This window comes from Streptomyces sp. NPDC107559, assembly GCF_055657365.1.
Window position 1 is genome coordinate 103,683 of sequence record NZ_JBVKBD010000006.1, and the last position, 24,601, is coordinate 128,283.

The 24,601-nt window shown below is 74.6% G+C and carries 7 protein-coding genes; 1 reads left to right on the forward strand and 6 read right to left on the reverse strand.

Translation table 11 applies throughout. From position 1 onward, the window contains the following. Positions 1-23 precede the first annotated feature (23 nt). The 6 genes from ACZ7OY_RS19800 to ACZ7OY_RS19825 all read right to left on the reverse strand — a co-directional run bounded on the left by ACZ7OY_RS19800 (position 24) and on the right by ACZ7OY_RS19825 (position 23,287). A complete protein-coding gene (locus ACZ7OY_RS19800) occupies positions 24-1,160 on the reverse strand; it encodes an alpha/beta hydrolase (protein ID WP_471912538.1) in 1,137 nt (378 codons plus the stop codon). Beyond that, complete coding sequence (locus ACZ7OY_RS19805) at positions 1,157-3,826, reverse strand: thioester reductase domain-containing protein (protein ID WP_471912539.1); 2,670 nt, start codon at positions 3,824-3,826, stop codon at positions 1,157-1,159. The genes ACZ7OY_RS19800 and ACZ7OY_RS19805 overlap by 4 nt, the downstream gene beginning before the upstream one ends. Before the next feature lie 53 nt (positions 3,827-3,879). After that, positions 3,880-18,051, reverse strand: coding sequence for an SDR family NAD(P)-dependent oxidoreductase (locus tag ACZ7OY_RS19810; protein WP_471912540.1), 14,172 nt, complete (start codon positions 18,049-18,051; stop codon positions 3,880-3,882). A 440-nt stretch (positions 18,052-18,491) separates the two neighbouring features. Then, positions 18,492-20,213, reverse strand: coding sequence for a fatty acyl-AMP ligase (locus tag ACZ7OY_RS19815; protein WP_471912541.1), 1,722 nt, complete (start codon positions 20,211-20,213; stop codon positions 18,492-18,494). Between the two features lie 325 nt (positions 20,214-20,538). Further along, a complete protein-coding gene (locus ACZ7OY_RS19820; RefSeq protein ID WP_471912542.1) occupies positions 20,539-21,798 on the reverse strand; it encodes an arginine deiminase in 1,260 nt (419 codons plus the stop codon). 16 nt (positions 21,799-21,814) lie between these two features. After that, positions 21,815-23,287, reverse strand: coding sequence for a basic amino acid/polyamine antiporter (locus ACZ7OY_RS19825; protein ID WP_471912543.1), 1,473 nt, complete (start codon positions 23,285-23,287; stop codon positions 21,815-21,817). Between the two features lie 87 nt (positions 23,288-23,374). Here ACZ7OY_RS19825 and ACZ7OY_RS19830 point away from each other — a divergent pair, with 87 nt between their 5' ends. Further along, positions 23,375-24,472: a baeRF3 domain-containing protein gene (locus ACZ7OY_RS19830; RefSeq protein ID WP_471912544.1), complete on the forward strand. Its 1,098-nt coding sequence runs from the start codon at positions 23,375-23,377 to the stop codon at positions 24,470-24,472. The last annotated feature ends 129 nt before the right edge of the window (positions 24,473-24,601 follow it).

Sequence of the window (24,601 nt, forward strand, 5' to 3'; positions counted from 1 at the left end):
GTAACCGGCCGCCACCCGTTCCGTCACCGGCGTTCGCCGAGGAATTCGAGGATGTGACCGAACACGTCGAGCGCCGCGCCCCGGCCCAGGAACGGGTCCAGATGTCCGTAGCCGGGGATCTCGGTGTACGTCACGTCCAACTGCGGCTGCCTGCGGGCGAGTACGTCGTGGCACAGCTTCTGCGAGTCGAGCCACAGCCCGTTCTCGCTGCCCGCCAGCAGCAGCACCGGGGTGTCGATACGGCCGGCCGCGTCCAGCGCGTTGCGCGGCAGCGCCCGGTAGCGGTGGTCGGTGTCGTGCCAGCGGACCACGCTGCGGGCCAGCTCGATCCGTCGCAGATGGGGCAGGATCCACAGCGGCGCGGGACCGAACAGGTCGGCCAGCCGGTCGTGGGTGGCCTGCGACAGGTTCCCGTGCACGAAGAGGGACGCGCCCGTGCCCCACGCCGAGTTGTGCAGCATCTGGCAGGTCGGGTCGGGGCAGCTCGCCCGGCGCGAGGCCAGCGCGAACAGCGGGGTGTACTTCGAGCGGAGGCCGACCTTGCGGAAGTCGACGGGGATGTGGTCGATCCGGCCCTTGAGGAGCTCCCCGGCCACCGTCATCCGCAGGGAGGTGCGGCCCGCGAGCTTCGGTGTCAGGAAGACACCCTGGGAGACCACCCCGGCCAGGCCCGGCACCAGGCCCGCGCTCATGCTCAGCGACAGGGCGAGGGAGCCGATGCAGTGGGCGACGACGAACAGCGGACGGTCCCCGATCCGGCCGCGGATGTACGAGACGGCCTCGGGGATGTCGTACAGGGCGACGTCGTCGTAGGTGTAGCGCTGCCCGGTCTCGTTGTACGGCAGCCGGCAACTGCCCCGCCAGTCCAGCAGCCACGGCTCGTAGCCCTCGTCGAGCAGCACGTCGACCAGGTTGCGGGTCTCGGGCTGGAGGAACATGTCGGCGGACGCGGTGTGCCCGTGCAGGAGCAGCACGGCGGGGCGGCCGGTGTCCCCGGTCCCGACGCGGGTCAGGCCCAGCCGGACGCCGTCGGACGCCCGGAAGGGGATCTCCTCGACGGCCGCCGGGCCCAGGCGGTGGCGCAGGGGGCGCGGTGCGACGGTGGTGCGGACCCGGCGCAGCGCGGGCCTGGTGCCGGTGGTGGCGGTTCTGAAGATCATCGGTACTGCTCCCTGGGGGTCGGGGTACGGCGCAGGTCGAGCAGTTCCGCGGCGGCCCTGGCGAACGGGCCGAGCAGCCCGCGGCCCATCTCCCGGCCGAACCAGGCGAGCCAGGTCAGCTTGGCGGCCCGCCCCTCCTGCTCGGTGAGGTGCGGGGCGACCCGGATGCCGTCGATCTGGTCGCGGACGTAGGAGTCGGCGGGCACGACGACCTCGCCCGCCAGCACGGCCGGTCCGCCCTCGCGGCCGATCTCGACGCTCAGCGCACGGGTCTGCCGCCACAGGTCGCGGCGGGCCCGCGCGTACTTGTGGCCCTCCAGCCACCACGTTCCGCCGTCGGCGTCGCGCAGCCGCAGCCGGTAGCGCAGGAGTGGGTGGCGCAGCCCGTGGTGGTGCGGGATGCCCTCCTCCGGCCGGACCCAGACGTCGCCGCGCTCCACGGTCAGCGGCTCGGGGTGCACGGCCGGGCACCGGACCTCGCCGGTGACGTCCACACGGCGCTCCCCGACCAGCTGGTGCATTCCGGCGATGGAGAGGGTGAGTGCCATGGAGCAGGGGGTCGCGGCGGCGGTCTCGGCGCCCCGGCCCTCGTCGCCGACGGCGCCGCGGCGGTCGTCGCCCGCGCCGTCGGCCGGGCGTACCTCGCCCCGGGTGGTCTCGGTGAACCACAGGTAGGGCGGGTCGTCCTTCTGCGGGAGGCGGGCCAGGCCGTCCGCGGCGAGGCGCTCGAACGTCCTCGCCTGCGCCCGTGCGTCGTAGCGGACGGCGCGCGGCAGGTCCAGCGCCTCGACGAGCGCGGCGGTACGGTCGCCGGTCGCGGCCGGGCCCTGGAGGGTCGCCTCGCACAGCCTGAGGGCGGCGGGACTGCGCAACACACGGTTCAGGAAGCCGAGTTCGGGGACGGGGTCGGCTTCGAGGCGGGCCAGGGCGTCGGTGCGCCACTCGTCCCAGTCCTGTACGCGCACATGCATCCCGCCGAGCGCCATGTCGCGTACGACGTCGTCGAGGGTGTTGGGCACGCCGGTGAGGTTGTAGTCGAAGCCCCAGGCGTCCGGCTCGCAGACGACGGCGACCGCGACCCGGCTGACCCAGTCCACCGGCGCCGCGTTCAGGCAGCGGAAGGCGGGGACCGTGCGGAAGCGGCCGAAGGCCGAGATCAGGCCGCTGCTGAGGTCCTGCGGGTTGTGGGCGCCGGTGCGGGTGTGGCCGCCGATGCCGCCGGGGCGCAGGGCCGAGACCACCAGGCCGTGGTCGCGGGCGCGGCGCAGCGCGACCTCGGCGGCCCACTTGGACTGGTCGTATCCCGCGACCAGGCGGTCCACGTGGGCGAGCGGGTCGTCCTCGCCCATGGAGGTGATACCGACCTCGTTGAAGACGGCGATGGAGGAGATGTGGTGCAGCGGCTTGGGCCTGCCGGTGGCGGCCAGTTCGGCCAGGGTCAGCGCGCCGAGCACGTTGCTGCCGCGCAGCGACGGGTAGCCGCGCAGGAAGTCCACGGCCGCCGCCACACCGACGACGGAGTCCAGCTCGTGGGCGAGGGTGTGCCACAGCTCCTCGGACAGGCCCAGCCGCGGACGGCGTATGTCGCCGGGCAGCACGGTGATCCGCCGCCGCACCTCCGCCGACCAGGGCAGCCGGTAGCCGCGCAGCTGTGCCGCGAGCCGCTCGACGGCCGCCTCCTCGTCGGGTGCGCGGACCAGGCAGTGGACGTGCGCGTCGCTGTGCCGCAGCAGGTCCAGCAGCATGTGGCTGCCGAGGAAGCCGGTGGCCCCGGTCAGCAGGATCCGGCGCGGCGGCAGCGGCTCGGGCACGTCGGTGAACGGCAGCCGGTCGGCCAGCGCGAGGTCGGCCAGGATCTGGTCCAGATCCTCGCGCCGGGCCCTGGTGTGGGGGACGGCGGGCGAAGAGACGACGGCGGACGACGGGGCAGGAACCGACACGCGGGCGGCGGGGGCCGGGGCCTGGGCCTGGGCGGCGGGGGTCCGGACGTCGGCGGCGGGGGCCGGATGGGCTGCGGGAGCCCGGACATCGGCTGCGGGAGCCCGGACGTCGGCCGCGGGAGCCGTGGGAGCCCCGAGGGCTCCCGAGGCTCCCTGCGGGCGGGCCGCGAGGTTCACAAGCGCGGCCGCCGTGCCGCCCGCCGCCACCCAGTGCCGGGCCAGGCTGATCGGCCGGGCGTCGGCGAACACCTCGTCGAGGTCCAGCTCGACGCCGAGGTCGCGCTCCAGTTCCGCGACGAACTCCACGGCGTGCACGGACGTGCCCCCGGCGTCGAAGAAGTCGGCGTCGGGTGCGAGAGACCCCTCGGGCAGATGACGGCCCGCCACGGCGGCGATGACGGCCGCCACGTCGTCCACGTCCGGAGCCGGGACGGCGTCCTGATCCGGGACCACCGCGTCCGAAGCCCGACCCGAGGCCGGCACCGGAGCCGAAACCGACACCGGAGCCGAGGCGGCCGCCGAAGCCGGAGGCCGGGTCGGGTCGGGACCCTGTTCCGAGCCGTCGGAGGGCTGTGCCGCGGCCTCGCCGGCCGCCACCTTGGCCAGCAGTTCGGTCACGCCGAGCCCGCCGCCACCCCGTTCGATCGACTCGGCGACCGACCACGGCCGCCCGGTGTCCCCGGTGTCCCCGGTGTCCCTGGTGTCCTCGTTGTTCACGTCACGCATGAGAGCCCTTCACGTTGCGCACGGTCCTTTCCGTCATGCCCGCTCCCCCGCGCTCACCGTCGGCTCCAGGAGCGGAAGGCGCGCAGGTGGTCCGGCGTGGTCACGGCCTCCAGCCGCTCGTCGTCCGGCCGGCCGCCGCCCAGCGCGGCGACCACCCGGCGGGCCGGTGCGTTGCGCTCGGTGCGCTCGGCCGTCAGCCTGACCTTCGTACAGCCCAGGACGTCGGCGCGGTCGGCCAGCCAGCGCAGCAGGTGCTCCTCGACCCCGCGGCCGAGCGCCCGGCAGCTCAGCATCCAGGCGAGCACGTCGAGCCGGTCCCCCTCGGCCCGGACGGCGATCAGCCCGATCTGGCCGTAGTCGCCGAACCGGTCCCGGGCCGCGGCCGTCCACACCTCGCCGCGCTGCCGCCAGCGGGCCAGGTCGCCGCCGTCCGCCGACCGGGCTCGAAGCGTGAACTGGTTGGTGCGGCGGACCAGTTGCTCCGCGCGCCGTACGTCCTCCCCGGCCAGCTCCCGGATGTCGACCCGGAGTTCCAGCCGGGCCAGGAACTCCTCGAACCCACCCTCCGCGCGGGCGGCGTCCCGTTCCCGCTCCTGCTCGTAGAAGCGGGCCCGCAGCGTGTCCTCGGCGGTCGCGGCGGCCGGGACCATCGGCCACAACCTGCCCAGGAAGGCGTCCAGTTCGGCCGCGGCCGGACAGGTCACCGAGAGCACCTGGGGCAACTGGGCCCGCATCCTGGCGATTTCGGCGGGGTTGTCGTCGAGGAACAGGAAGCTGTCCACGCCCAGGCCGAGGGTGCGGGCCGCCTGCGCCAGCCGGTCCGGCTTGGGGTCCCAGGCGGCGGAGAGCACGCTGAAGTGCTCCGCCCCTAGCAGGCTGTCCGGGCGGTCCAGGACCGCCCGGACCGTGGCTTCGTCGTTGTTGCTGACCAGGACGAGCAGCGCGCCGGCCTCCCGCCACTGGAGCAGCCTGCGGGCCAGCAGGGCACGCGGCCCGGTCACGTCCACGGCGTCGGGGCCGCTCTCGCCGGCCACTCCGCCCCACAGGGTCTCGTCGCCGTCGACGGCGATCACCTTCGGCGCGGGGCGCCGCACCGCTCGTACCACCTCGGCCAGGCGCAGGGCCACGGCCGCCTGGAAGGGCGGGGTGAAGGGCAGGTGGGCCAGCCGCTCGGTCCGCTCGTCGAACGGTTCGTCGACGGGGTGGTACCGGGTCCACTCGTCGGGGCCGAGCACCGCGATGCCGGGCAGCTCGGCGAGCGCGGCGGCCGTCTCGTGCTCCCAGCGGAGGAATCGATCCGCCGCGCCGGCCGTCGGCAGGAAGCCGACGATCAGCGGCTTGCGGGTCCGCTCGGCCAGGGCGCGCAGCGCGGCCGGGTAGGCGGTGCGCAGTTCGGCGAGCACGGCGTCGTCCACCGGGCCGAAGCGTTCCAGGTCGGCCGCCCGCAGCAGCACCACGCCCACCGCGGCGGCGGGATCGGCGAAGACGCCGGAGGGGTCCTGGATGCTCGCGAGAACCTGGTGGTACGGGGCTTCCGCGACCGTGAGGTCACCGTCGTCGAGGGCGGCCGCGCACAGCGGCGGCAGATGGCCCAGGGCGAACGTGGCGGCGAGCGCCAGTGACCCGCGCGTCACGGGCTCCCCGCGGACCGCCCCCGCGGCGGCGTCACCGGGCGCGGCGACGGGGACGGCGGCAGGCGCGGCATCGGGGACGGGGACGGCGGCGGACCCGGCGCCGGACGGGGCGGCATCCGTACGGACCCTCGTCCCCGGATGCTCCGCCGTCCGAGCCAGCAGCCCGAGGAACTCCTCCCCCAGCCCGGTGGCGGCGTCCGCGTCGAGGAGGTCGAGGTTGTGGTCGAGCCGGACGCGGCCCGCGTCCGGGATCATGGTGACCATCAGGTCGAGGTCCGAGTAGCCCGTCCCGGCCGGCAGCACCTCCAGCCCGCCGAGGCGGCCGGTGGAGCGTACGTAGTTGAAGTACACCTCGACCAGCGGGGCGTCGGGCCGGTACAGGCCCTGCCGGGCGAGGGTGGGCAGCACGTCGGAGAACACGGCGCCCTTGGCCAGGATCCGCTGGAGCCGCCCGTCGGTGCGGCGCAGCACCTCCTCGACCGTGTCGGCCGCACGGGCCTCGGCCGGGAACGGCACGGGGATGCCGTAGAAGCCCACCGCGTCGTACGCGTCGGCGTGGATGCGGGTGTCCACGGGCACGGCGAGCACGAAGCGTTCGCGTCGCCGCTTCCTCGCCAGCAGCACGGTCAGGACGCCCAGGCAGAAGGCCGCGGGGGTGACGGCGAGGCCGCTCGCGGCGGCCGTGACGCGTTCCAGCAGGCCGTCCGGAAGGGCGAGGGTGACGCTGCCGGCCCGGTAGGACCGGGTCCGCGGGCGCGGTTCGGGGTGGGCGAGGTCGAGGCGCTCACTGCCGTGGAAGGCCCGCAGCCAGTCCGCGCCGGTCCCCTCGCCGCCCGGCTGCTGGGCCTCGACCAGCAGGTCGATGTCCCGGTTCGTCACGGTGCCGTCGAGCACGGTGCCGCACAGTTCGGCGTCGATCTCGGCGGCGACGAGCAGCAGGGACTGGAGGTCGCTCACCGCGTGGTGGGCGCCGAACAGCAGGGTCTGGCCCGCCGCGCCGCCGTCGAGCAGCTCGAACCGCCACAGCGGGGTGCCGGTCAGGTCGAACGACGGCTCCAGCAGGGCGCGCAGCCGGTCGGCGGCGTCGTGGGCGCCGTCGCTCGCGCTCCACCGCAGCAGCGGCCGGTCCGGTGCGCGGTCCACGCGCAGCGCGCGTCCGCCCTCGGTGGCGGTGACGACCGCCGTGCGCAGGGCCGCGTGCCGGGCGACGAGCCGGGTGAGGATGCCGTCGAGGGCCTGTTCGGTGGTCGGTGCGGTGAGCCGGACGGCGAGTCCGACCGCATGGGCCGCGTCGGGCATGCCGGGCCGGGCGCTGCGCAGCAGGCGTACGACGTCCCGGGTCGCGGGCCGCAGCTCGCTCTCGGGCACCTCGGCGGGCCGGTCCGGCGTGGCCGGCCCGGGGAGGTCGGCGCGGTCGGCGGGGTCGGGCAGGCCGTCGGCGAGGGCGCGGGCGACGCCGCGGATGTCGGGCGCGGCGAACAGGTCGGCGGCGGGCAGCTCGACGCCCAGTTCGCGGGCGAAGGCGTTGCGCAGCCGGACCAGCATGAGGGAGTCCAGCCCGAGTTCCTTCAGCGCGCTCCCGGCGGCCGCGTCCACCAGGCCGCCGGACACCTCGGCCACCCGGGCGCGTACGTAGGTCTCCAGCCAGGCTGCGCGGTCGTCGTCGCTCGTCGCCGCGAACACCTTCTTCACCAGGTCGTCCGTGGCAGCGGTGCCCGTCGGTACGGTGATCAGCTCGGCCAGGGCCGGGCGGGTGCGCACCGCGTCCGGGTCGAGGGCCAGCAGCTCCCGGTCGAGGGCGACGGGGGCGAGCTGGCGCCGGGGCGTGCCCAGGAGGCGTTCGAACAGCTCGCCGCCGTCCTGCGGGGAGAACGCGACGAGACCGGACCGGCCCGTCTCGGCGGCCCGGGTGCGGGACCCTGCGACCATGCCGACCCCGGACCAGGCTCCCCAGTCGAGGCTCAGCGCCCGCCGGCCGGTGCGGGACAGGTGGTGGGCCCAGGCGTCCAGGAAGGCGTTCGCCGCCGCGTACGGGCTCTGCCCGGCGGAGCCGAGGAGACCGGCCACCGAGGCGAACAGGACCGTGTCGCCCGCCTCGGGGACCAGTTCGGTGAGCAGGGCCGTGCCCAGCACCTTGGGGGCGAGCACGGCGCGGACGCGTGCGTCGGTCAGCCCCTCCAGGATGGCGTCGTCGAGGACACCGGCCGCGTGCACGATCCCGGCGACGGGTCCGCAGTCACGTCGTACGGCATCCAGGGCGGCGGTCAGAGCCGCGCGGTCGGCGACGTCGGCGCGGGCGAGGTGCACGGTGACGCCCCGCCGCTCGATGCCCTCGATCCAGCGGGCGGTGTCCGCGTCGGGCGTGCCCCGGCTCAGCAGGGCCAGCCGACGCGCGCCCAGGCCGACGAGCCGTTCGGCGACGACCCGGCCCAGCCCGCCGAGGCCGCCGGTGACGAGGTACACGCCCTCCGGGTCGATCCCGTCGCCGCCCCGGCCGTCGGGGCGGGTGCGGGCCAGGCGCGGTACGAACCGGCCCGCGTCGCGCAGGGCGACGAGGCGTTCGTCGTCGGCGTGCCACAGCTGGGCCCACAGGGCGTCGGCGCCGCCGTCGGCGGGCAGGTCGACGAGGGTGGTCGCCAGCTCCGGGTGCTCCTGCGCCACGCTGAGCCCGAATCCCCAGGCCAGCGACTGCTGAGGGTGCGTCACCTCCATGCTGTAATGGACCGGTTGGGTGCCACGGAGCACGATGAACAGACGGGGCGCGCGGCCGCCGCCCGGGCGGCCGGCGAGGGCGCGCACCAGGTGCAGGGTGGTCAGACAGCACAGGCGCGCCGCCTCCTCGGCCGTACGCTCGTCGACGATCGCGGGGGCGTCGAGGGCGGACAGCTGCACCACCCGCTCGGGCGGCGCGTCCGCGAACTCCTCGTCGAGGAGCCGGGCCAGGTGCCCGGGGTCGGCCGGGTCGAGCACATAACGGCCGGGCCCGTCCGCCCGGTACGCCGGTCCGCTGCGGGCGATCACGTGCGGCGCCGCCGTGCCGAGCCGCCGGGCCAGGTCGTCGGCCGTGCCCGTGCCGTCGGCGAGGACCAGCCACCTGCCGGTGGTGGGCGGCTCCTGGGCGGCCGGGCGCGGCCGCCAGCGGGTCTCGAACAGCGCGCCGTCCAGCGGGGAGAGCGCCGCCAGCCGGAAGTCCCGTATCTCCGCCAGGAGTTGCCCGTCGGCGTCCCACAGGTTCAGGTCGAGGACGGCCGTGTCGCCGGCGTGGGCGCGCAGTTCGCTGGTCACCCAGACGGGCGCGGTGCGCAGTCCGGTGTGGCGCAGGCGTCCGAGACCGGCGGGCACGAACGCCCGGCCCTGCGGGGCCTCGCCCGGCAGGGCGGCCGTGTGGAAGGCGGCGTCGAGGACGGCCGGGTGCAGCAGGTGCCCGGCGGCCGGGCGGGCGGTGAGCCGGCCGAGCCCGGCGGTGGCGGTGCGGTGCCCGGTCTCCAGGCCGCGGAAGGCCGGGCCGTAGTCGATGCCGAGGGTGGCGAGGCGGGCGTAGAGGGCCGCCGTGTCGACCTGTTCCGTGCAGCGTTCGCGCAGCTCGGCGAGGGGTGTCCCCGCGGTGGCCGCCGTGGCCGGTAGGGCGTCGACGGCGATCCGGCCGTCGGCGTGCCGCTGCCACCGCGCCCGCCGCTCACCCGCGGGTGCGGAGCGGACGGTGAACTCCCGAAGGCCGTTCTCGGCGGGCAGCACCCGCAGTTGCAGCCGTACCGGCCGGTCCGCATCGAGGCGCAGCGGCTGTACGAACGTGACGTCGGCCAGCGTGACCTCGGCGCCGTCACCGTCCTGGAGACCGGCCGCGGCCTCCAGGGCCATGCCGAGCAGGGCGGCGCCGGGCAGCCAGACCTCGCCCCCGACCTGATGGTCGCTCAGGTAGGCGAAGCGGCTGTCGTTGAGGTCGAGTTCGGTCTGGAAGAGGTGCCGGTCGGGTTCGTCGCCGACCTCGACATGGGTGCCGAGCAGGGGCGAGCCGCCGGTGGTGGCGGGTGCGGGGGCGAGCCAGTGGCGTTCGCGGGCGAAGGCGTACGTGGGCAGGTCGGTCCGGTGGCCGGCGCCGTCCGGGAACAGCGCGGACCAGTCGGGCGTGTGTCCGGCGCTGTACAACTCCCCGGCCCTGCGCAGCAGTACGGCGTGTCCGTCCTGCTGGCGGCGGAGCGAGGCGACGCCCACCGCGTCGATCCCGGCCTCGGCGGCGACCGCCTCGACGGCGGGCAGCAGGGAGGGGTGCGGGCTCAGTTCGACGAAGTAGCGGTAGCCGTCGTCCAGCAGGCGCCGGACGGTGTCCGCGAAACGGACGGGACGGGCGAGGTTGGCGTGCCAGTACGCGGGGTCGAGACGGTCGCCAGGTACCGGCTCGGCCAGCACCGTCGAGTAGAGGGGGGTGTGGGTGTGCGTGCCGCGGATGCCGCGCAGGCGGTCGAGGAGCTCGTCGCGCAGGGGGTCCATCAGCGGGGTGTGCGAGGCGAACGGCGTCGACAGCGGCCGTACGGTGATCCCCCGTTCGGCCAGGTCGCGGCGCAGGTCGGCCAGCGCTTCGCCGTCCCCGGAGACGGCGGTGGCGCGGGCGCTGTTGACCGCGGCGACGAACAACCGGTCCGGGTAGGGCGCGAGCAGGGCCTCGGCCTCGGCGGGCGGCAGGTCCACGGCGAGCATGCCGCCGCGTCCGGCCAGCGGGACGACGGTCCGGGCACGTCCGGTCACGACGGTCACGGCGTCGTCCAGGGTGAGGGCGCCCGCGCTGTAGGCGGCGGCGATCTCGCCGAGGCTGTGGCCGAACACGGCGTCGGGGACGACGCCGAGCGCCCGCCAGGCGGCGGCAAGCGCGGCGTTGACCGCGAAGAGCACCGGTTGCAGGTACTCGGTGCGGTCGAGCGGGGAGAACTCCTCCGGCGCCCGCAGCACGTTGAGCACCGACCAGCCCTCCCGGCGGTGCACCGCCCGGTCGATCCGGGTCAGTTCGGCGCGGAAGGCCTCCGACTCGGCCAGCAGGTCCACGGCCATGCCGGGCCACTGGCCGCCGTGTCCGGCGAAGACGAAGGCGACCTTGCCGGTCGGGTCCTCGCGGGGCCCGGCGAGCGGCGCCCGGCCCGCGGCCAGCGCGTCGAGATGGGCGCGGAGTTCGTCCCGGTCGCCCGCCACGATCGCCGTGCGCCGCTCGAAGTGGCCGCGGTGCCGGGCGAGGGTGTGGGCGACGTCCGGCAGGCGGGTGTCGTCGGTGAGGTGCCGGGCCAGCCGCGCCGCCTGCCCGCGCAGTGCGCTCTCGCTCCGCCCGGACAGCACGAACAGCCGTTTGCCCGCGGCGGGTTCGGAACGGGACGAGCGCTCGGGCCGGGAGGAAGGCTCGGGCCGGGACGAGGACTCGGTCCGGGGCGGGGCCTCTTCGACGACGACGTGTGCGTTGGTGCCGCTGATCCCGAAGGCGCTGACACCGGCGCGCCGCGGCCGGCCGGTCGTGGCGGGCCAGTCCACGGGCCGCCGGAGCAGCTCGAGTCCGCTGCCCTCCCAGTCGACATGGCGGCTCGGGGTGTCCGCGTGCAGCGTGACGGGCAGCCGGCCGTGACGCAGCGACTGGACCACCTTGATGAGTCCGGCGACGCCGGAAGCCGCCTGTGCGTGGCCGATGTTGGACTTCAGCGAGCCCAGGTACAGCGGGCGGTCCGCGGGCCGCGAGCCGCCGAAGACCTCCGCGAGGGCGTTCGCCTCGATCGGGTCGCCCAGTGTGGTGCCGGTCCCGTGCGCCTCCACGTGGTCGATGTCGGCGGGTTCGAGTCCGGACAGTTCCAGGGCCCGCCGGATCACGCGTTCCTGGGCGGGTCCGTTCGGCGCGGACAGCCCCTGGCTGCGGCCGTCCTGGTTGACGGCCGTGCCGCGCAGCACCGCGAGCACCTCGTCGCCGTCCCGGCGGGCGTCGGTCAGCCGCTTCAGTACGAGCAGACCGGCGCCCTCGGCCCAGATCGCGCCGTCGGCGTCGTCGGAGAAGGAGCGGCAGCGGCCGGTGGTGGACAGGCCGCGCAGCCGGCTGAACTCGACGAAGGTCTGCGGGGTCACCATCAGCGTCACCCCGCCCGCGAGGGCGAGATCGCACTCGCCCGAGCGCAGCGCCTGGGCCGCCAGGTGGGTGGCGACCAGGGACGACGAGCAGGCGGTGTCCACGGTCAGCGCCGGGCCGTGCAGCCCGAGCGCGTAGGCGAGGCGGCCCGAGGCCACGCTCAGCGCCGACCCGGTGCCGACGTACCCGTCTAGCTGGTCGAGCCGGGAGCCGGAGAGGTAGTCGCTGCCGAACATGCCGACGTACACACCGGTGGTGCTGCCCGCCAGGTCCGCGGGCACGATCCCGGCCCGCTCCAGGGCCTCCCACGCGGTCTCCAGCAGCAGGCGCTGCTGCGGGTCCATGGCGGCGGCCTCCTTCGGGGTGATGCCGAAGAACCCCGCGTCGAAGGAGCCGATGTCGTCGAGGAAGCCCCCCTCGCGGGCATAGGTCTTGCCCGCCGCGTCCGGATCGGGGTCGTACAGCGATGCCACGTCCCACCGGCCGGCCGGGAACGGACCGACGGCGTCGCGGCCGTCCGCGACCAGCCGCCAGAGGTCCTCCGGGTCGCCGACGCCGCCGGGCAGCCGGCAGGCCATGGCCACCACCGCGATCGGCTCGTCGGCACCCGGAGCCGTCGTGGCGCCGGCCGGCGCCGTCGTGGCCGCCCGGCCCGGCCCGGTGCGGCGCGCGGCGCCGGTCTGCGTCGCGAGCGGACCGGCGAGCAGGTACGCGGTGAGACGGTCCGGGGTGGGGTGGTCGAAGAGCAGGGTGGCGGGGAGCCGGGCGTCGAGACGGCCGGCGATGCGGTTGCGCAGCTCCACGGCGGTCACCGAGTCCATGCCGAGCTCGCGCAGCGGCTGGTCGGGGCGGACGGATTCGGCCGAGCGCAGTCCGAGGGCGCGCGAGGCCTCCTCGCGGACCAGGGCGAGGACCCGGACCGCCCGTTCGGTCTCGGGCAGCCGGGCCAGCCGCGCGGCCGGCCCCCCGGACCGCCCGGCGGTGGCCGGCGCGGGCAGCAGGGACCGCCACAGCGCCCCGTCCGCCGCCGTGCCGGTGCGCAGCCGGGGCAGGTCCAGCGCCAAGGCGACGAGGTGCGGGGTGCCGCGCCGCAGGGCGAGCGCGGTGAGTCCGCGGCCCTGTTCGGGGGTGAGCGCGCGGTGGCCCGACCGGGCCATCCGCTCCAGGTCGGCGTGTTCGGCGGCCAGTCCCTCGCCGGACCAGGCGCCGTAGGAGACGGAGGTGGCGGGCAGGCCCAGCGCCCGCCGGTGGTGGGCGAGCTGGTCCAGGAAGACGTTGGCCGCCGCGTAGTTGCCCTGCCCGGCGTTGCCGACGACTCCGGCGGCCGAGGAGACCAGCAGGAACGTCGTGAGCGGCAGGCCGGCGGTCAGCCGGTGCAGGTGGGCGGCGCCGTCGACCTTGGGGCGCAGGACCCGGGCGAGCCGTTCGGGGGTCAGCTCGGCGACGATGCCGTCGTCCAGGACGCCCGCGCAGTGCACGACTCCGCGCAGCGGCAGCTCCTCGCCGACACCGGCGAGTACGCCGGCGAGGGCGTCCGCGTCGGCGACGTCGCAGGCCACCACCCCGACCTCGGCTCCGAGCGCGGTGAGTTCGGCCGTGACGTCCGCGGCGCGTGGATCGTCCGGCCCCCGGCGTGAGGTCAACAACAGCCGGGGGACGCCCTGTTCGGCGAGCAGCCGGGCGAGGTGGCGGCCGACGGCGCCCAGCCCGCCGGTGACGAGCACGGTGCCGTCGGCGGGCAGGCCGCCGGCCGGCTCCGTCGCGCGGGCCCGCACCAGCCGTGGGGCGAGCAGTACCCCTTCGCGCAGGGCGAGTTCGGGCTCGCCGGGGTGTGCGAGGGCGGCGCCCAGCCGCTCGGCTGAGAGATCGTCGAGGTCGAGCAGGGTCAGCCCGAGGGCGGGGTGCTCGGCGCGGGCGCTGCGGGCCAGGCCCCACAGCACGGACTGGGCGAGCCCGGTCACGGGGTCGCCCTCGGCGGCCGCGACCGCGCCTCGCGTGACCCAGACGGTCCGGGCGGGCGCCTCGTCGGGGGCGAGCGCCGTCAGGGCGTGCAGTTCGGCGAGCGCGGCGGCGGCCAACTCCTGTGCTGCTACCGCCGGTTCCGTCTCGCGCGCCGGGTGCGGCCAGATCCGTACGACGATGTCGGCGTCCGGCCCGTCCATCGGGAAGCCCGCCGCGGCGAGGCCGTGCGCCATCGCCTCGACCATGGGGTCCGACGGCTCGCCGAGGACGGTCCAGCCACCGGCGTCCGGATGCGCCGTGGGCGCTGCCGTCCCCGGCTCGGCCGTCTTCGGTTCCGGTGTCGCGTCCACCTGTGTCCACGTCACCTCGTACAGGTGGCGGGCGTGCTCGGACGCCGGGTCCAGGTCGGCCGGCGCCACCGCCCGCAGTCGTACGTTCTCCAGCCGTCCGGCCGGGAAGCCGTCGGTGTCCCACAGGGTCACCTCCAGCGTGCGGTCGGCCGCCGTGCCGCCGGTCCGTCGTACGCGGGCGGTCAGTTCGGTCCCGCCGTCACCCGGCGGCAGCACGCAACGGCCCACCGAGACCGGCAGCAGCACCCGGCCGTCGGCCGGGTCGAGCGCGGCGGCCACGTGCAGCGCCGCGTCGAGCAGCGCGGGGTGGACGGGATAGGGGTCGCTCACGTCCCGGGCCGCGGCGGGCAGCGACAGCCGGGCCAGCAGCTCGCCGTCGCCGGTCGGGACGGCCTCCCGGACGCCCCGGAAGGCGGGACCGTAGCCCAGCCCCAGCCCGGCCAGCCGGTCGTAGGCGTCCGGACCCCAGGCGGGTGCGGCGGCCTCCGGCCATACGGGCGGCCGCCCGTCCGCCGCCGCGCCGATCGAACCATCCGCCACGGTCGCCGTCGCGTTAGCGGTCGCGTTAGCGGTCGCGTTAGCGGTCGCGCTAGCGGTCGCGGTAGCGGTCGCGTGCAGGGTCCATCCGGCGGCGTCCGCGCCGCGGGTACGGCTGTGGACGGTGACCTCCGGTACCGGTCCCTCCGTGCCGACCTCGACGGACACCTCGACGGTACCGGCGGACGGCAGGGTGAGCGGGCTGACGACGAGCAGGTCGGCGAGGTCGGCCGGACGGTCCGGGCGGGCCGTGTGGAGCGCCGCGCGGCACAGCTCCAGCAGGGTCGTGCCGGACACCACGGTCCTGCCGTACACCGTGTGGTCGGGCAGCCAGTCGGCGGTGGCCGGGGACCACTCGTTGCGGAACGTCCAGCGGGTCTGGTCGGCCGACTGGAGCTGGATGCCCAGCAACGGGTGCGCGGCCCGGTCGAGGAGCCCGGAACCGCCGCCGGCGACGGACTCGGGCTCGATCCAGTACCGCTGCGGGTCCCAGGCGTAGGTGGGCAGTTCGGCCGGCCCGGTGCCGGGCACCAGCCGCCGCCAGTCGACCGGCCTTCCGTGGACGTGAAGTTCGGCCGTCGCCAGGTCCAGGCAGGCCGGCCCGTCCTCGTCCCGGCGCAGCGAGCCGACGGCGAGCAGGTCGTGACCCGCCTCCTCACCGACCGTGCGCAGCGCGGTCGACAGGGCCGGGTGCGGGCCGAGTTCGACGAAGCAGCGGTAGCCGTCTGCCGCCATGCGCGCCACGGTGGGTCCGAAGCGGACGGGCGCGCGCAGGTTGGTGTACCAGTAGTCGGCTTCGAGTTCCCCGGTGACCGGTTCGCCGGTGACCGTGGAGTACCAGGTGACGGAGGTCGGGGTGGTGACGACTCCGTCGAGTTCGTCCAGGACGCTCGCGCGGACCGGCTCGACCGCGGCGCTGTGGGACGCGTAGTCGACGTCGAGGCGGCGGACGAAGACTTGCTCCCGGTCGAGGTCGGCCAGCAGCGCCTCCAGGGCCTCGACGGCACCGGAGACCACGGTGGAGCGGCCGCTGTTGACGGCGGCGACCGAGACACGGCCGTCGAGTCCGGCGAGACGGTCCTCCAGTTCGGTGTGCGGGAGGCCGACGACGGCCATGGTCCCGGAGCCGGACAGCCCGGTCAGGGCCTGGCTGCGCAGCGCGACCACGGCCGCCGCGTCGTTGAGGCTGAGCGCCCCGGCGACACAGGCCGCGGCGACCTCGCCCTGGCTGTGCCCGATCACGGCGTCCGGGCGGATGCCGCGGGCCCGCCACACCGCGGCCAGCGACACCATCACGGCGAAGAGCGCCGGCTGGACGACGTCGACGCGGTCCAGGCCGGGAGCGCCCGCGTCACCGCGCAGGACGGCCGCGACGGACCACCCGGTGAACGGGCGCAGGGCGCCGTCGCAGCGGTCGAGTTCGTCCGCGAACACCGGGTCCCGGGCCAGCAGGTCCCGGGCCATGCCGGTCCACTGGGCACCCTGCCCGGGGAAGACGAAGGCCAGCTTGCCGGCCGGCCCGCTCTCCCGGGGCCCGACGGTCGGGCCGCCCTCGGTGCCGTGGTCTCCCCGGTCGTCCTCGGCAGCCAGCGCGCGCAGCGCGGCCCGCAGCGCGTCGCGGTCACCGGCGCGGACGACGGCGCGTTGCTCGAAGTGGGTGCGGTGGTGGGCGAGCGTGGCGCTCACCGTCGGCAACGGCAGCCCGGGGCGGGCGTCCAGGGTTTCGAGGAGCCGGGCGGCCTGGCCACGCAGGGCGGGAAGGGTGCGCGCGGAGAGGGGGAAGAGAAGGTCCGCGGACACCGCATCGAGCGCCTCCGCAGGCACATCCGTCGGCCCCGCGGCGGACGCATCCGTCGGCACTACGTCGGACACCTCCGCGGGCACATCCGTCGGCGCCACGTCGGACCCATCCGTCGGCACCTTCGCGGACACCTCCGTCGGCACCACGTCGGACACCTCCGTCGGCACCACGCCGGGCACCTCCGTCGGCACCGTGTCAGGCACCTCCGTCGGCGGCTCCGCGGGCGCCGGCCGGGGTGCCTCCTCCAGGATCACGTGCGCGTTCGTCCCGCTGATGCCGAACGCGCTGACCCCGGCCCGCCGCAACCGGTCAGCGCGGCGCGGCCACTCGTCACCGGCCTGGTGCAGGCGCAGGCCGCCGCGCGCCCAGTCGACGTGCTCGGTCGGGGTCCCGGCGTGCGGGGACCCCGGGATCCGCTGGTGCCCGAGGGCCAGTACGGTCTTGATGACCCCGGCGATACCGGCCGCGGCCTGGGTGTGGCCGATGACGGACTTCAGGGAGCCGACGCCGAGCGGCCGGTCCTGCGGGCGGTCCGGTCCGAAGACCGCGGCCAGCGCGTTGCCCTCGACGGGGTCGCCGAGCCGCGTTCCGGTGCCGTGGGCCTCGACATGGTCGATGTCCTCGGGACGGAGCCCGGCGGTGTGGAGGGCGGCGCGCAGCACCCGTTCCTGGGCGAGACCGCTCGGGGCGCTGAGCCCCTGACTGCGTCCGTCCTGGTTGATCGCGGAGCCCCGGATCACGGCGAGCACCCGGTCGCCGTCCCGGTGTGCGTCCGCGAGCCGCTTGAGCAGCACCAGGCCGCAGCCCTCGGCCCACACCACGCCGTCCGCGTCGGCCGAGAAGGGCCGGCACCGCCCGGACGGCGACAGGCCGCGCAGTCTGCTGAACTCGACGTGACCGCGTGGGGTCACCAGCAGGCTCGCGCCGCCCGCGAGGGCCAGGTCGCACTCGCCGCCCGCCAGCGCCCGGGACGCGAGATGCAGGGCGACGAGGGAGGAGGAGCAGGCGGTGTCGACGGTGACGGCGGGGCCCTGGAGGCCGAGGGTGTAGGCCAGGCGCCCTGAGGCGACGCTGGACGCCGAGCCGGTGCCCACGTGCCCGTCGAGCTGTCCGAGGGACGCGGCGGACAGGTAGCCGCTGTCGTAGAGGCCGACGTAGACGCCGGTGTTGCTGCCGTTCAGGGTCTCCGGCAGGATCCCGGCGCGTTCGATCACCTCCCAGCCGGTCTGCAGGAGCAGCCGCTGCTGGGGGTCCATGGCCGCGGCCTCGCGCGGGGAGATGCCGAAGAAGGACGCGTCGAAGCGGTCGATGGAGTCGAGGAACCCGCCGCGCAGGGTGTAGGCCCGGCCGACGGCCTCCGGGTCCGGGTCGAGGAGCTGCCGGGTGTCCCAACGGCCCGCGGGCACTTCGGTGATGGCGTCCTCGCCCGAGGTCAGCACCCGCCACAGGGCCTCGGGGTCGTCGGCTCGGCCGGGGAAGTGACAGGCCATGGAGACGACGGCGATGTCGTCGTGGGCCGGTGCGGGCCGCCGCGCGGACGCCGGCGCCGCCGGCTGGGCTCCCCCGGGCTCCGGGTCGTCGAGCAGCGCGTCGGCCAGGGCCGCGACGGTGGGGTGGTTGAACAGGTAGGACGGCTCCAGCGGCCGGCCGACGTACTCCGCGAGCTCGACGGTCAGGGCGACCAACTGACGTGAACCCAGACCGAATTCGGCCATCGGCCGGTGCGGGTCGACGGTCAGCGGGTCGAGTCCGGCCGCCTCGGCGACGGCCGTCGCCAGCCAGGCCCGTATGCCCTCGGCGGTCGTCGGGGACGGCTCGGGGTTCCGCTTCGGGGACTCGTTCGCAGGCATCGGGAAAAGGTGTCCTCAGGAGCTGGGGTTCAGGCGGAATGCCGTGCTTGCCGGGCACGGCCGTACGGCGGCTGCGGGCAGGCACGGGCGGCGGGGCGAAGTCGGACGGGCGGCGGGGCGGGCGTGGGCAGCCGTGTCCTGCCGGGTCCCGCCGGGTCCCGCCGGGTCCCGCCGGGTCCCGCCAAATGCCGGGCGGGACGCCGGAGTCGGACCGGCGGCACGAGCGGGCGGGCCCGTGACGGACGCACCCCCGCGGGCACGACCAGGCGTACCCGCCGCGGGCGCGCCCTGCCGTCGGGACCGGCGCATCGCCCCGCCGTCGGCGTCGAATCCGTGGCAGCGGCAAAGGCTCCCACGATCGTCGTCGTACCGTCGGCGCCGACGCGGTCCCGCCGGCGGCCTCGCACCGCCCGTGGGGAGGGACGTGCCCTCGCCCGGCGTCATCCCGTGGCGGACGCACCCACCGTCGAGAGGGCGCCGTCGCGGTACGCGGCCCGGCAGGCGCGGCGCTGGATCTTGCCGCTGGAGGTCTTGGGTATGGTGCCGGGGTGGACGAGGACGACGTCGTGCACGGCCAGCCCGTGGGCGTCGCCGATCGCGGCGCGCACCAGATCGGTGATCTTCTCGGCCTCGCCGGCGGCCTCGGGGTCCACCTCGGCGACCAGGACCGGCAGTTCGCCCTCCACCCCGGCGTCGACGGAGAACGCGGCGGTGCAGCCGGGCCGCAGCGCGGGGTGACACATCTCGGCGGCGAGTTCCAGGTCCTGCGGGTAGTGGTTGCGCCCGTCGACGACCATCAGGTCCTTCAGCCGGCCGGTGACGAACAGCTCGCCGGAGCGCAGGAATCCGAGGTCGCCGGTGCGCAGGAAGCGGCCCTCGTGGCCGGCCAGGCCGGCGCGGAAGGTCTGCCGGGTGGCGAGGGCGTTGCGCCAGTAGCCCTTGGCGACGCTCGCGCCGCTCACCCAGATCTCACCGACCTCGCCCTCGGGGAGTTCGACGCCCTGCTCGGGGTCGGCGACGACGAGGGTGACGCCGGGTCCTGGCCGTCCGCACCCGATCGCGGCCGCGTCCGCCGCACCGGTGTGCGCTCCCGCGTCGGCCGGCTCCAGCAGGACCGGCGGGGTGTCCACCGAGCCGCCGGTGACCATCACGGTGGCCTCGGCCAGGCCGTAGCACGGGTAGAAGGCCTCGCGGCGGAAGCCCGCGGGGGCGAACGTGCCGGTGAAGCGGCGCAGGGTGGCGGCGCGGACCGGTTCGGCGCCGTTGAAGGCGACCTTCCAGGAGCTGAGGTCGAGGCTGTCGACGAGTTCGGGGGTGGCGTGCTTGAGGCACAGCTCGTAGGCGAAGTTGGGGCCGCCGCTGGTGTGCGGGCGGAACCGGCTGATCGCGGTCAGCCAGCGCTCGGGCCGCTGGAGGAAGTGCAGCGGTGAGAAGAGCGTGGTGGTCAGGCCGAGGTGGACGGTGTTCAGGACCGGTCCGATCAGGCCCATGTCGTGGTACGTGGGCAGCCAGCTCAGGACCAGTTCACCGTCGTACTCCTCGATGGTCTCCGGGGTGTGGCCCATCCGTTCGGTGATGACCCGTTCGTTGTCGAGCAGGTTCCCGTGGGTCACGACCACGCCCTTGGGGGCGGAGGTGGAACCGGAGGTGTACTGGAGGAAGGCGACCGAGTCGGCGGTGAGGTCGGGTGCGCGCCAGCCGTCCGCCGCGTCGTCGGGTATGTCCTCGGTGACGACCCGGGTGACGTCGCTCAGTTCGGGCAGGTGACGCATCATCTCGTCGAGTGCGGCGACGACTTCGCGCCCGCCGAGGACGACCGCGGGTTCGGCGTCGGCGATCAGCCGTCGCATCCGGGTCAGGGCACGGTGGTTGTGGGCCCGGCCCTGCGGGGGCACGCCGGGTACAGCGATGACACCGGCCGAGAGGCAGCCCAGGTATCCGGAGATGAACTCCAGGCCGGGCGGGTAGAGCAGCAGGGCGCGGGACCCGGCCAGGCCGCGGTCCTGGAGCCAGGCGGCGACGGCCCGGGAGCGACGGGCGAGCCGGGCGTAGGTGATCTCCTCTAATGCTCCGTCACAGTCACCGGTGACGAGGTATCGGTAGGCGACGCGGTCCGGCTGTTGCGAGGCGTGCGTGGTCAGGACATCAACCAGGGAAGCCATATGACGAGTTTCACCTGTCCGAATATAAGAGAAAGGGAACTGGAGTTCGAAACTCAGGTCCCGCTGGTGCGCGGAATCCGCCGACGAACCGGCCCCCTTGCCGGATCGCGCGCACCGAGGACCTGCCCGGGAAACCGCGGCACCGCAGCCGCCCACTCCCGGCGTCCCCCGCTCGGCGTGCTACCAACGGGTAGACCATAGCAAGTCCGTTCGGCCGACAGGACGGACTCACGTAAACCCTGGATGTCCGACAAGGGGTCGATGACCAGGACTGATTGCACATTAAACGGATACCGACCGGTCGGGCAGTGCCCGGCGTTCGGTGTCAGAAGTCCACCGGATCCCGCACGATCGGGCACGTCATGCAGTGACCGCCGCCCCGGCCGCGCCCCAGTTCGGCGCCGACGATGGTGACCACCTCGATACCGGCCTTGCGCAGCAGCGTGTTGGTCTGGGTGTTGCGGTCGTACGTGAACACCACCCCCGGTTCCAGGGCGACCGCGTTGTTGCCGCTGTCCCACTGCTGCCGCTCGGAGGCGTACACGTCGCCGCCGGTCTCCACGACCCGCAGCTCCGGCAGGCCGAGCGCCTCGGCGACCACGTCCACGAAGGGCGTCGAGCCCTCGTCCGTGATCTCGATGCCGGTGGACACCTTGTCCGACGGCCGCAGGGAGAAGGTGTGCACGGCCTCCATGATGGCCGGATACAGCGTCACCAGATCACGGTCGGCGAAGGTGAACACGGTGTCGAGGTGCATCGCGGAGCGCAGCCTCGGCAGACCGGCGACCACCACCCGCTCGGCGGCGCCCTGTTCGAACAGGGCCGTGGCGACCTGGGACACCGCCTGGCGCGAGGTGCGTTCGCTCATCCCCATCAGCACGACGCCGTTGCCCACCGGCATGATGTCGCCGCCCTCGAACGTCGCCTGCCCCCAGTCGCGTTCGGGGTCGCCCCACCAGACGGTGGACCCCACGTACTCGGGATGGAACAGGTAGATCGCCTTCATCAGCAGGGTCTCGCCGTGCCGGGCCGGCCAGTACAGCGGGTTGAGCGTGAGACCGCCGTACAGCCAGCACGTGGTGTCCCGGGTGTAGAGGGTGTTGGGCAGCGGTGGCATCAGGTACTCGCGCACCCCGGTCGACTCCCGCGCGAGGGCGAGGTAGCCGGTGCGGTACTCCTCCGGCAGATCGGTGGTGGCCAGGCCGCCGACCAGGAACGTGGCGAGCCCGGACGGGTCGAGGGTCTCCAGGTAGGCGCGGGTTCCCTCCATGAGGCCCAGCCCGACCTCGTTCGCGGTGATCTTCCGGTCGAGGAGCCAGTCGCGGGCCTCGGGGATCGCCATGGTCTGCGCGAGCAGGTCGTGCAGCTCCACCACCTCGACACCGCGTTCGCGCATCCTGTCGACGAAGTCCGCATGGTCGCGCTGGGCGTTCTCCACCCACATCACGTCGTCGAAGAGCAGATCGTCGGAGTTGGTGGGGGTGAGCCTGCGGTGGGCGAGTCCGGGGGCGCAGACGAGCACCTTGCGCAGCTTTCCGACCTCGGAGTGGACGCCGTACGCGGGGCGGGTGTCTTGACCGGTCATGGTGCACCTTCCGGGGTCACAGGCTGATCCAGCCGAGGGCCAGGGCGACGATCCCGCCGACCGCGCCGACCACCGACACGGCGAGGACGACGAGTTCACGGCCCGAGAACAACCGCCGGCCCTGCTCCCTGCGGGCCATCACGAACAGGGCGGTGGCGGGGGCGTAGACGATGAACGAGAACAGCAGGAACCGGGGGCCGGCCGCGTAGAGGAGGAACGCGGTGTAGACGGTGGCCAGCACGGCGACGAGCAGGTCCCGGTCACCGCGGCCGTCGGATGCGGTCGGCGGCCCGGTCCCGTCGCGGGCGCCCGGTCCGCTCGCCGCCGCGGCGCGCGCCCGGTCCCGGCGCCTGGCGAGCGCGACCCGTACCGCGAAGGCGGCGGTCAGCAGGAACGGGATCAGCGTCAGCGCGCTGGTGAGGTCCAGCGCGAAGTCGAACGCGTCGTCCGAGAACAGGGTGACGATCAGGAAGACCTGGCTCAGCAGGGTGGACATCACCAGCGCGGGCACCGGCACGTCGGCCGCGCTGGACCTTTTCAGGAACCGCGGCATGTCGTCGTCCTTGGCCGCCACGAACAGCACCTCGGCGGCCATCAGGGTCCAGGCGAGATAGGCCCCGAGGACGGACACGATCAGCCCGACGCTGATGAAGACCTTGCCCCAGGTGCCCACGGCGTACTCCAGGACGCCCGCCATGGAGGGCTGACGGAGCCGGTCGATCTCACCCATCGGCAGCAGGCCGTACGACACGATCGTCACCGACGCGAAGATCGCGAAGACGCTCAGGAAGCCGAGCACGGTGGCACGGCCGACGTCCTCGCGGCGGCGGGCGTGCCGGGAGTAGACGCTGGCGCCCTCGACCCCGAGGAACACGAAGACCGTGATCAGCATGGTGCCCTTGACCTGGTGGAAGAGCGATCCGGCGTAGTCGGCCCCGGCGAAGTTGTCGGCGAAGATCTCTGGGTCGAGGTAGAACAGCGCGAGCAGGACGAAGACGATGATCGGCACGACCTTGGCGACGGTGACGATCCGGTTGACGGCCGCCGCCTCCTTCACCCCTCGTCTGATCAGCAGGAAGAACAGCCACAGGCCCACCGAGGACAGGGCCACGGCGAGCACCGTGTCGCCGTGGCCGAGGGCGGGGACGACGGCACCGGCCGTCGACATGATCAGCACCCAGTACGTCACGTTGCCGACGCAGGCGCTGGCCCAGTAGCCGAACGCCGAGAAGAAGCCCAGGTACTCGCCGAAGCCCGCCTTGGCGTACGCGTACACACCGGCGTCCAGATCCGGGCGGCGCACCGCGAGCGTCTGGAAGACGAACGCCAGCATCAGCATGCCGGTGCCGGCGACGGCCCACGCGATCAGCGCGCCGGCCACGCCCGTGTGCGCGGCGAAGCGGCTCGGGAGGGAGAAGACGCCCGCCCCGACCATGGATCCGACGACCATGGTGGTGAGGGTCGGCAGGCTCAGTTTCGCGACAGCCACGCGAGTGACACTAATAGTGAAATACCGGAAACAGCCGAATGAACTGCCCCAAATGCCTGACGGAAGAATCAGTCCTATCGTTCTGGTATGGAGCACGCACTCAGTCCAACGACCCTAGCCGAGCTGCGGCGGCCGCGACCGTACCCGGCGGTGTCCGTGCTGACCCCCACGCACCGCCGCGAGCCCGACAACGCGCAGGATCCGGTCCGGCTGCGCAATGCGGTGGCCGAGGCCAAGCGGCAACTGGAGTCCGATCCCGCGGTCACCCGGTCGGGACGCAGCGCAGTCGTCGACCAGTTGGACCGCGCGCTGGCCGAGATCGACCTCGCGCACGCCGAGGACGGTCTGGTGATCTTCGCCGCCCCCGGAGAGCATCAGGTGTGGTCGCTGGCCCGTCCGGTTCCGGAGCGGGTCGTACTCTCGGACACCTTCCTGACCCGCAACCTGGTCTCCGCGCAGGCCGCCGAACGACCGTTCTGGGTGCTGTCGGTCTCCGCCGACCGCGTCACGCTCTGGAACGGCGGCGCCGACCGGGTGACCGAGGAGCGCATCGAGGACTTCCCGATGGCCCGGGGGCCCGAGAACTTCGACGCCGAGCGCCAGCAGCGCATCGGCGACCAGCCCAGCACCTTCCGCGACGAGGGGACCCGCCACTTCCTGCGCGAGGCCGACATCGCGATGAGCCGGATCCTGCGTCACAGCCCGCGGGCCCTGTACATCACCGGCGAACCGGCGGCGCTGTCCATGCTGGCCGAGGTGGGCGGGGCCACCAGCAGGAACGCGGTGCACATCCCGCACGGAGGACTCGCGAACGGGTCCCCGGACGCGGTGTGGCAGGCCGTACGGCCGGTCATCGCCGCCGAGGCCCGCAGGAACGTGGAGTCGGTCCGCCGGGAGCTCGAATCCGCCCGCGGGCGCAAGGAGTTCGCGGCCGGGGTGGACGAGATCTGGCAGAACGCCCGTCAGGCGCGGATCCGGCTGCTGGCCGTCGAGGAGAACTACCGGGTCACGGTCCGCGAAGCCGGCGACCATCTGATCCCCGCGATGAGCGGCGACCTGGACGCCCGCGAGGACATCATCGACGAGATCGTCGAACAGTGTCTGGAGACGGGCGCGGACGTCCGCTTCGTCCCGGACGGCACGTTGGGCGACGCCCAGGGCATCGCGGGCGTGCTGCGCTACTGACCGCACGCGCGGGCGGACCGGCCCGCCCGCGCGCTCTCCCGTCCCCTTGACGACCATGAAACGCTGGTCGCCGAGGACCCGCCCGGGCAGCACCGCTGCCCGCCGCGGGCCCCGGAAAGGAGCCTGGGA

What these genes read in the sequence shown, in the direction of transcription:
- ACZ7OY_RS19800 (WP_471912538.1), bottom strand. Translation starts at nt 1,160, where the DNA reads ATGATCTTCAGAACCGCCACCACCGGCACCAGGCCCGCGCTGCGCCGG.
- ACZ7OY_RS19805 (WP_471912539.1), bottom strand. Translation starts at nt 3,826, where the DNA reads ATGCGTGACGTGAACAACGAGGACACCAGGGACACCGGGGACACCGGG.
- ACZ7OY_RS19810 (WP_471912540.1), bottom strand. Translation starts at nt 18,051, where the DNA reads ATGCCTGCGAACGAGTCCCCGAAGCGGAACCCCGAGCCGTCCCCGACG.
- ACZ7OY_RS19815 (WP_471912541.1), bottom strand. Translation starts at nt 20,213, where the DNA reads ATGGCTTCCCTGGTTGATGTCCTGACCACGCACGCCTCGCAACAGCCG.
- ACZ7OY_RS19820 (WP_471912542.1), bottom strand. Translation starts at nt 21,798, where the DNA reads ATGACCGGTCAAGACACCCGCCCCGCGTACGGCGTCCACTCCGAGGTC.
- ACZ7OY_RS19830 (WP_471912544.1), top strand. Translation starts at nt 23,375, where the DNA reads ATGGAGCACGCACTCAGTCCAACGACCCTAGCCGAGCTGCGGCGGCCG.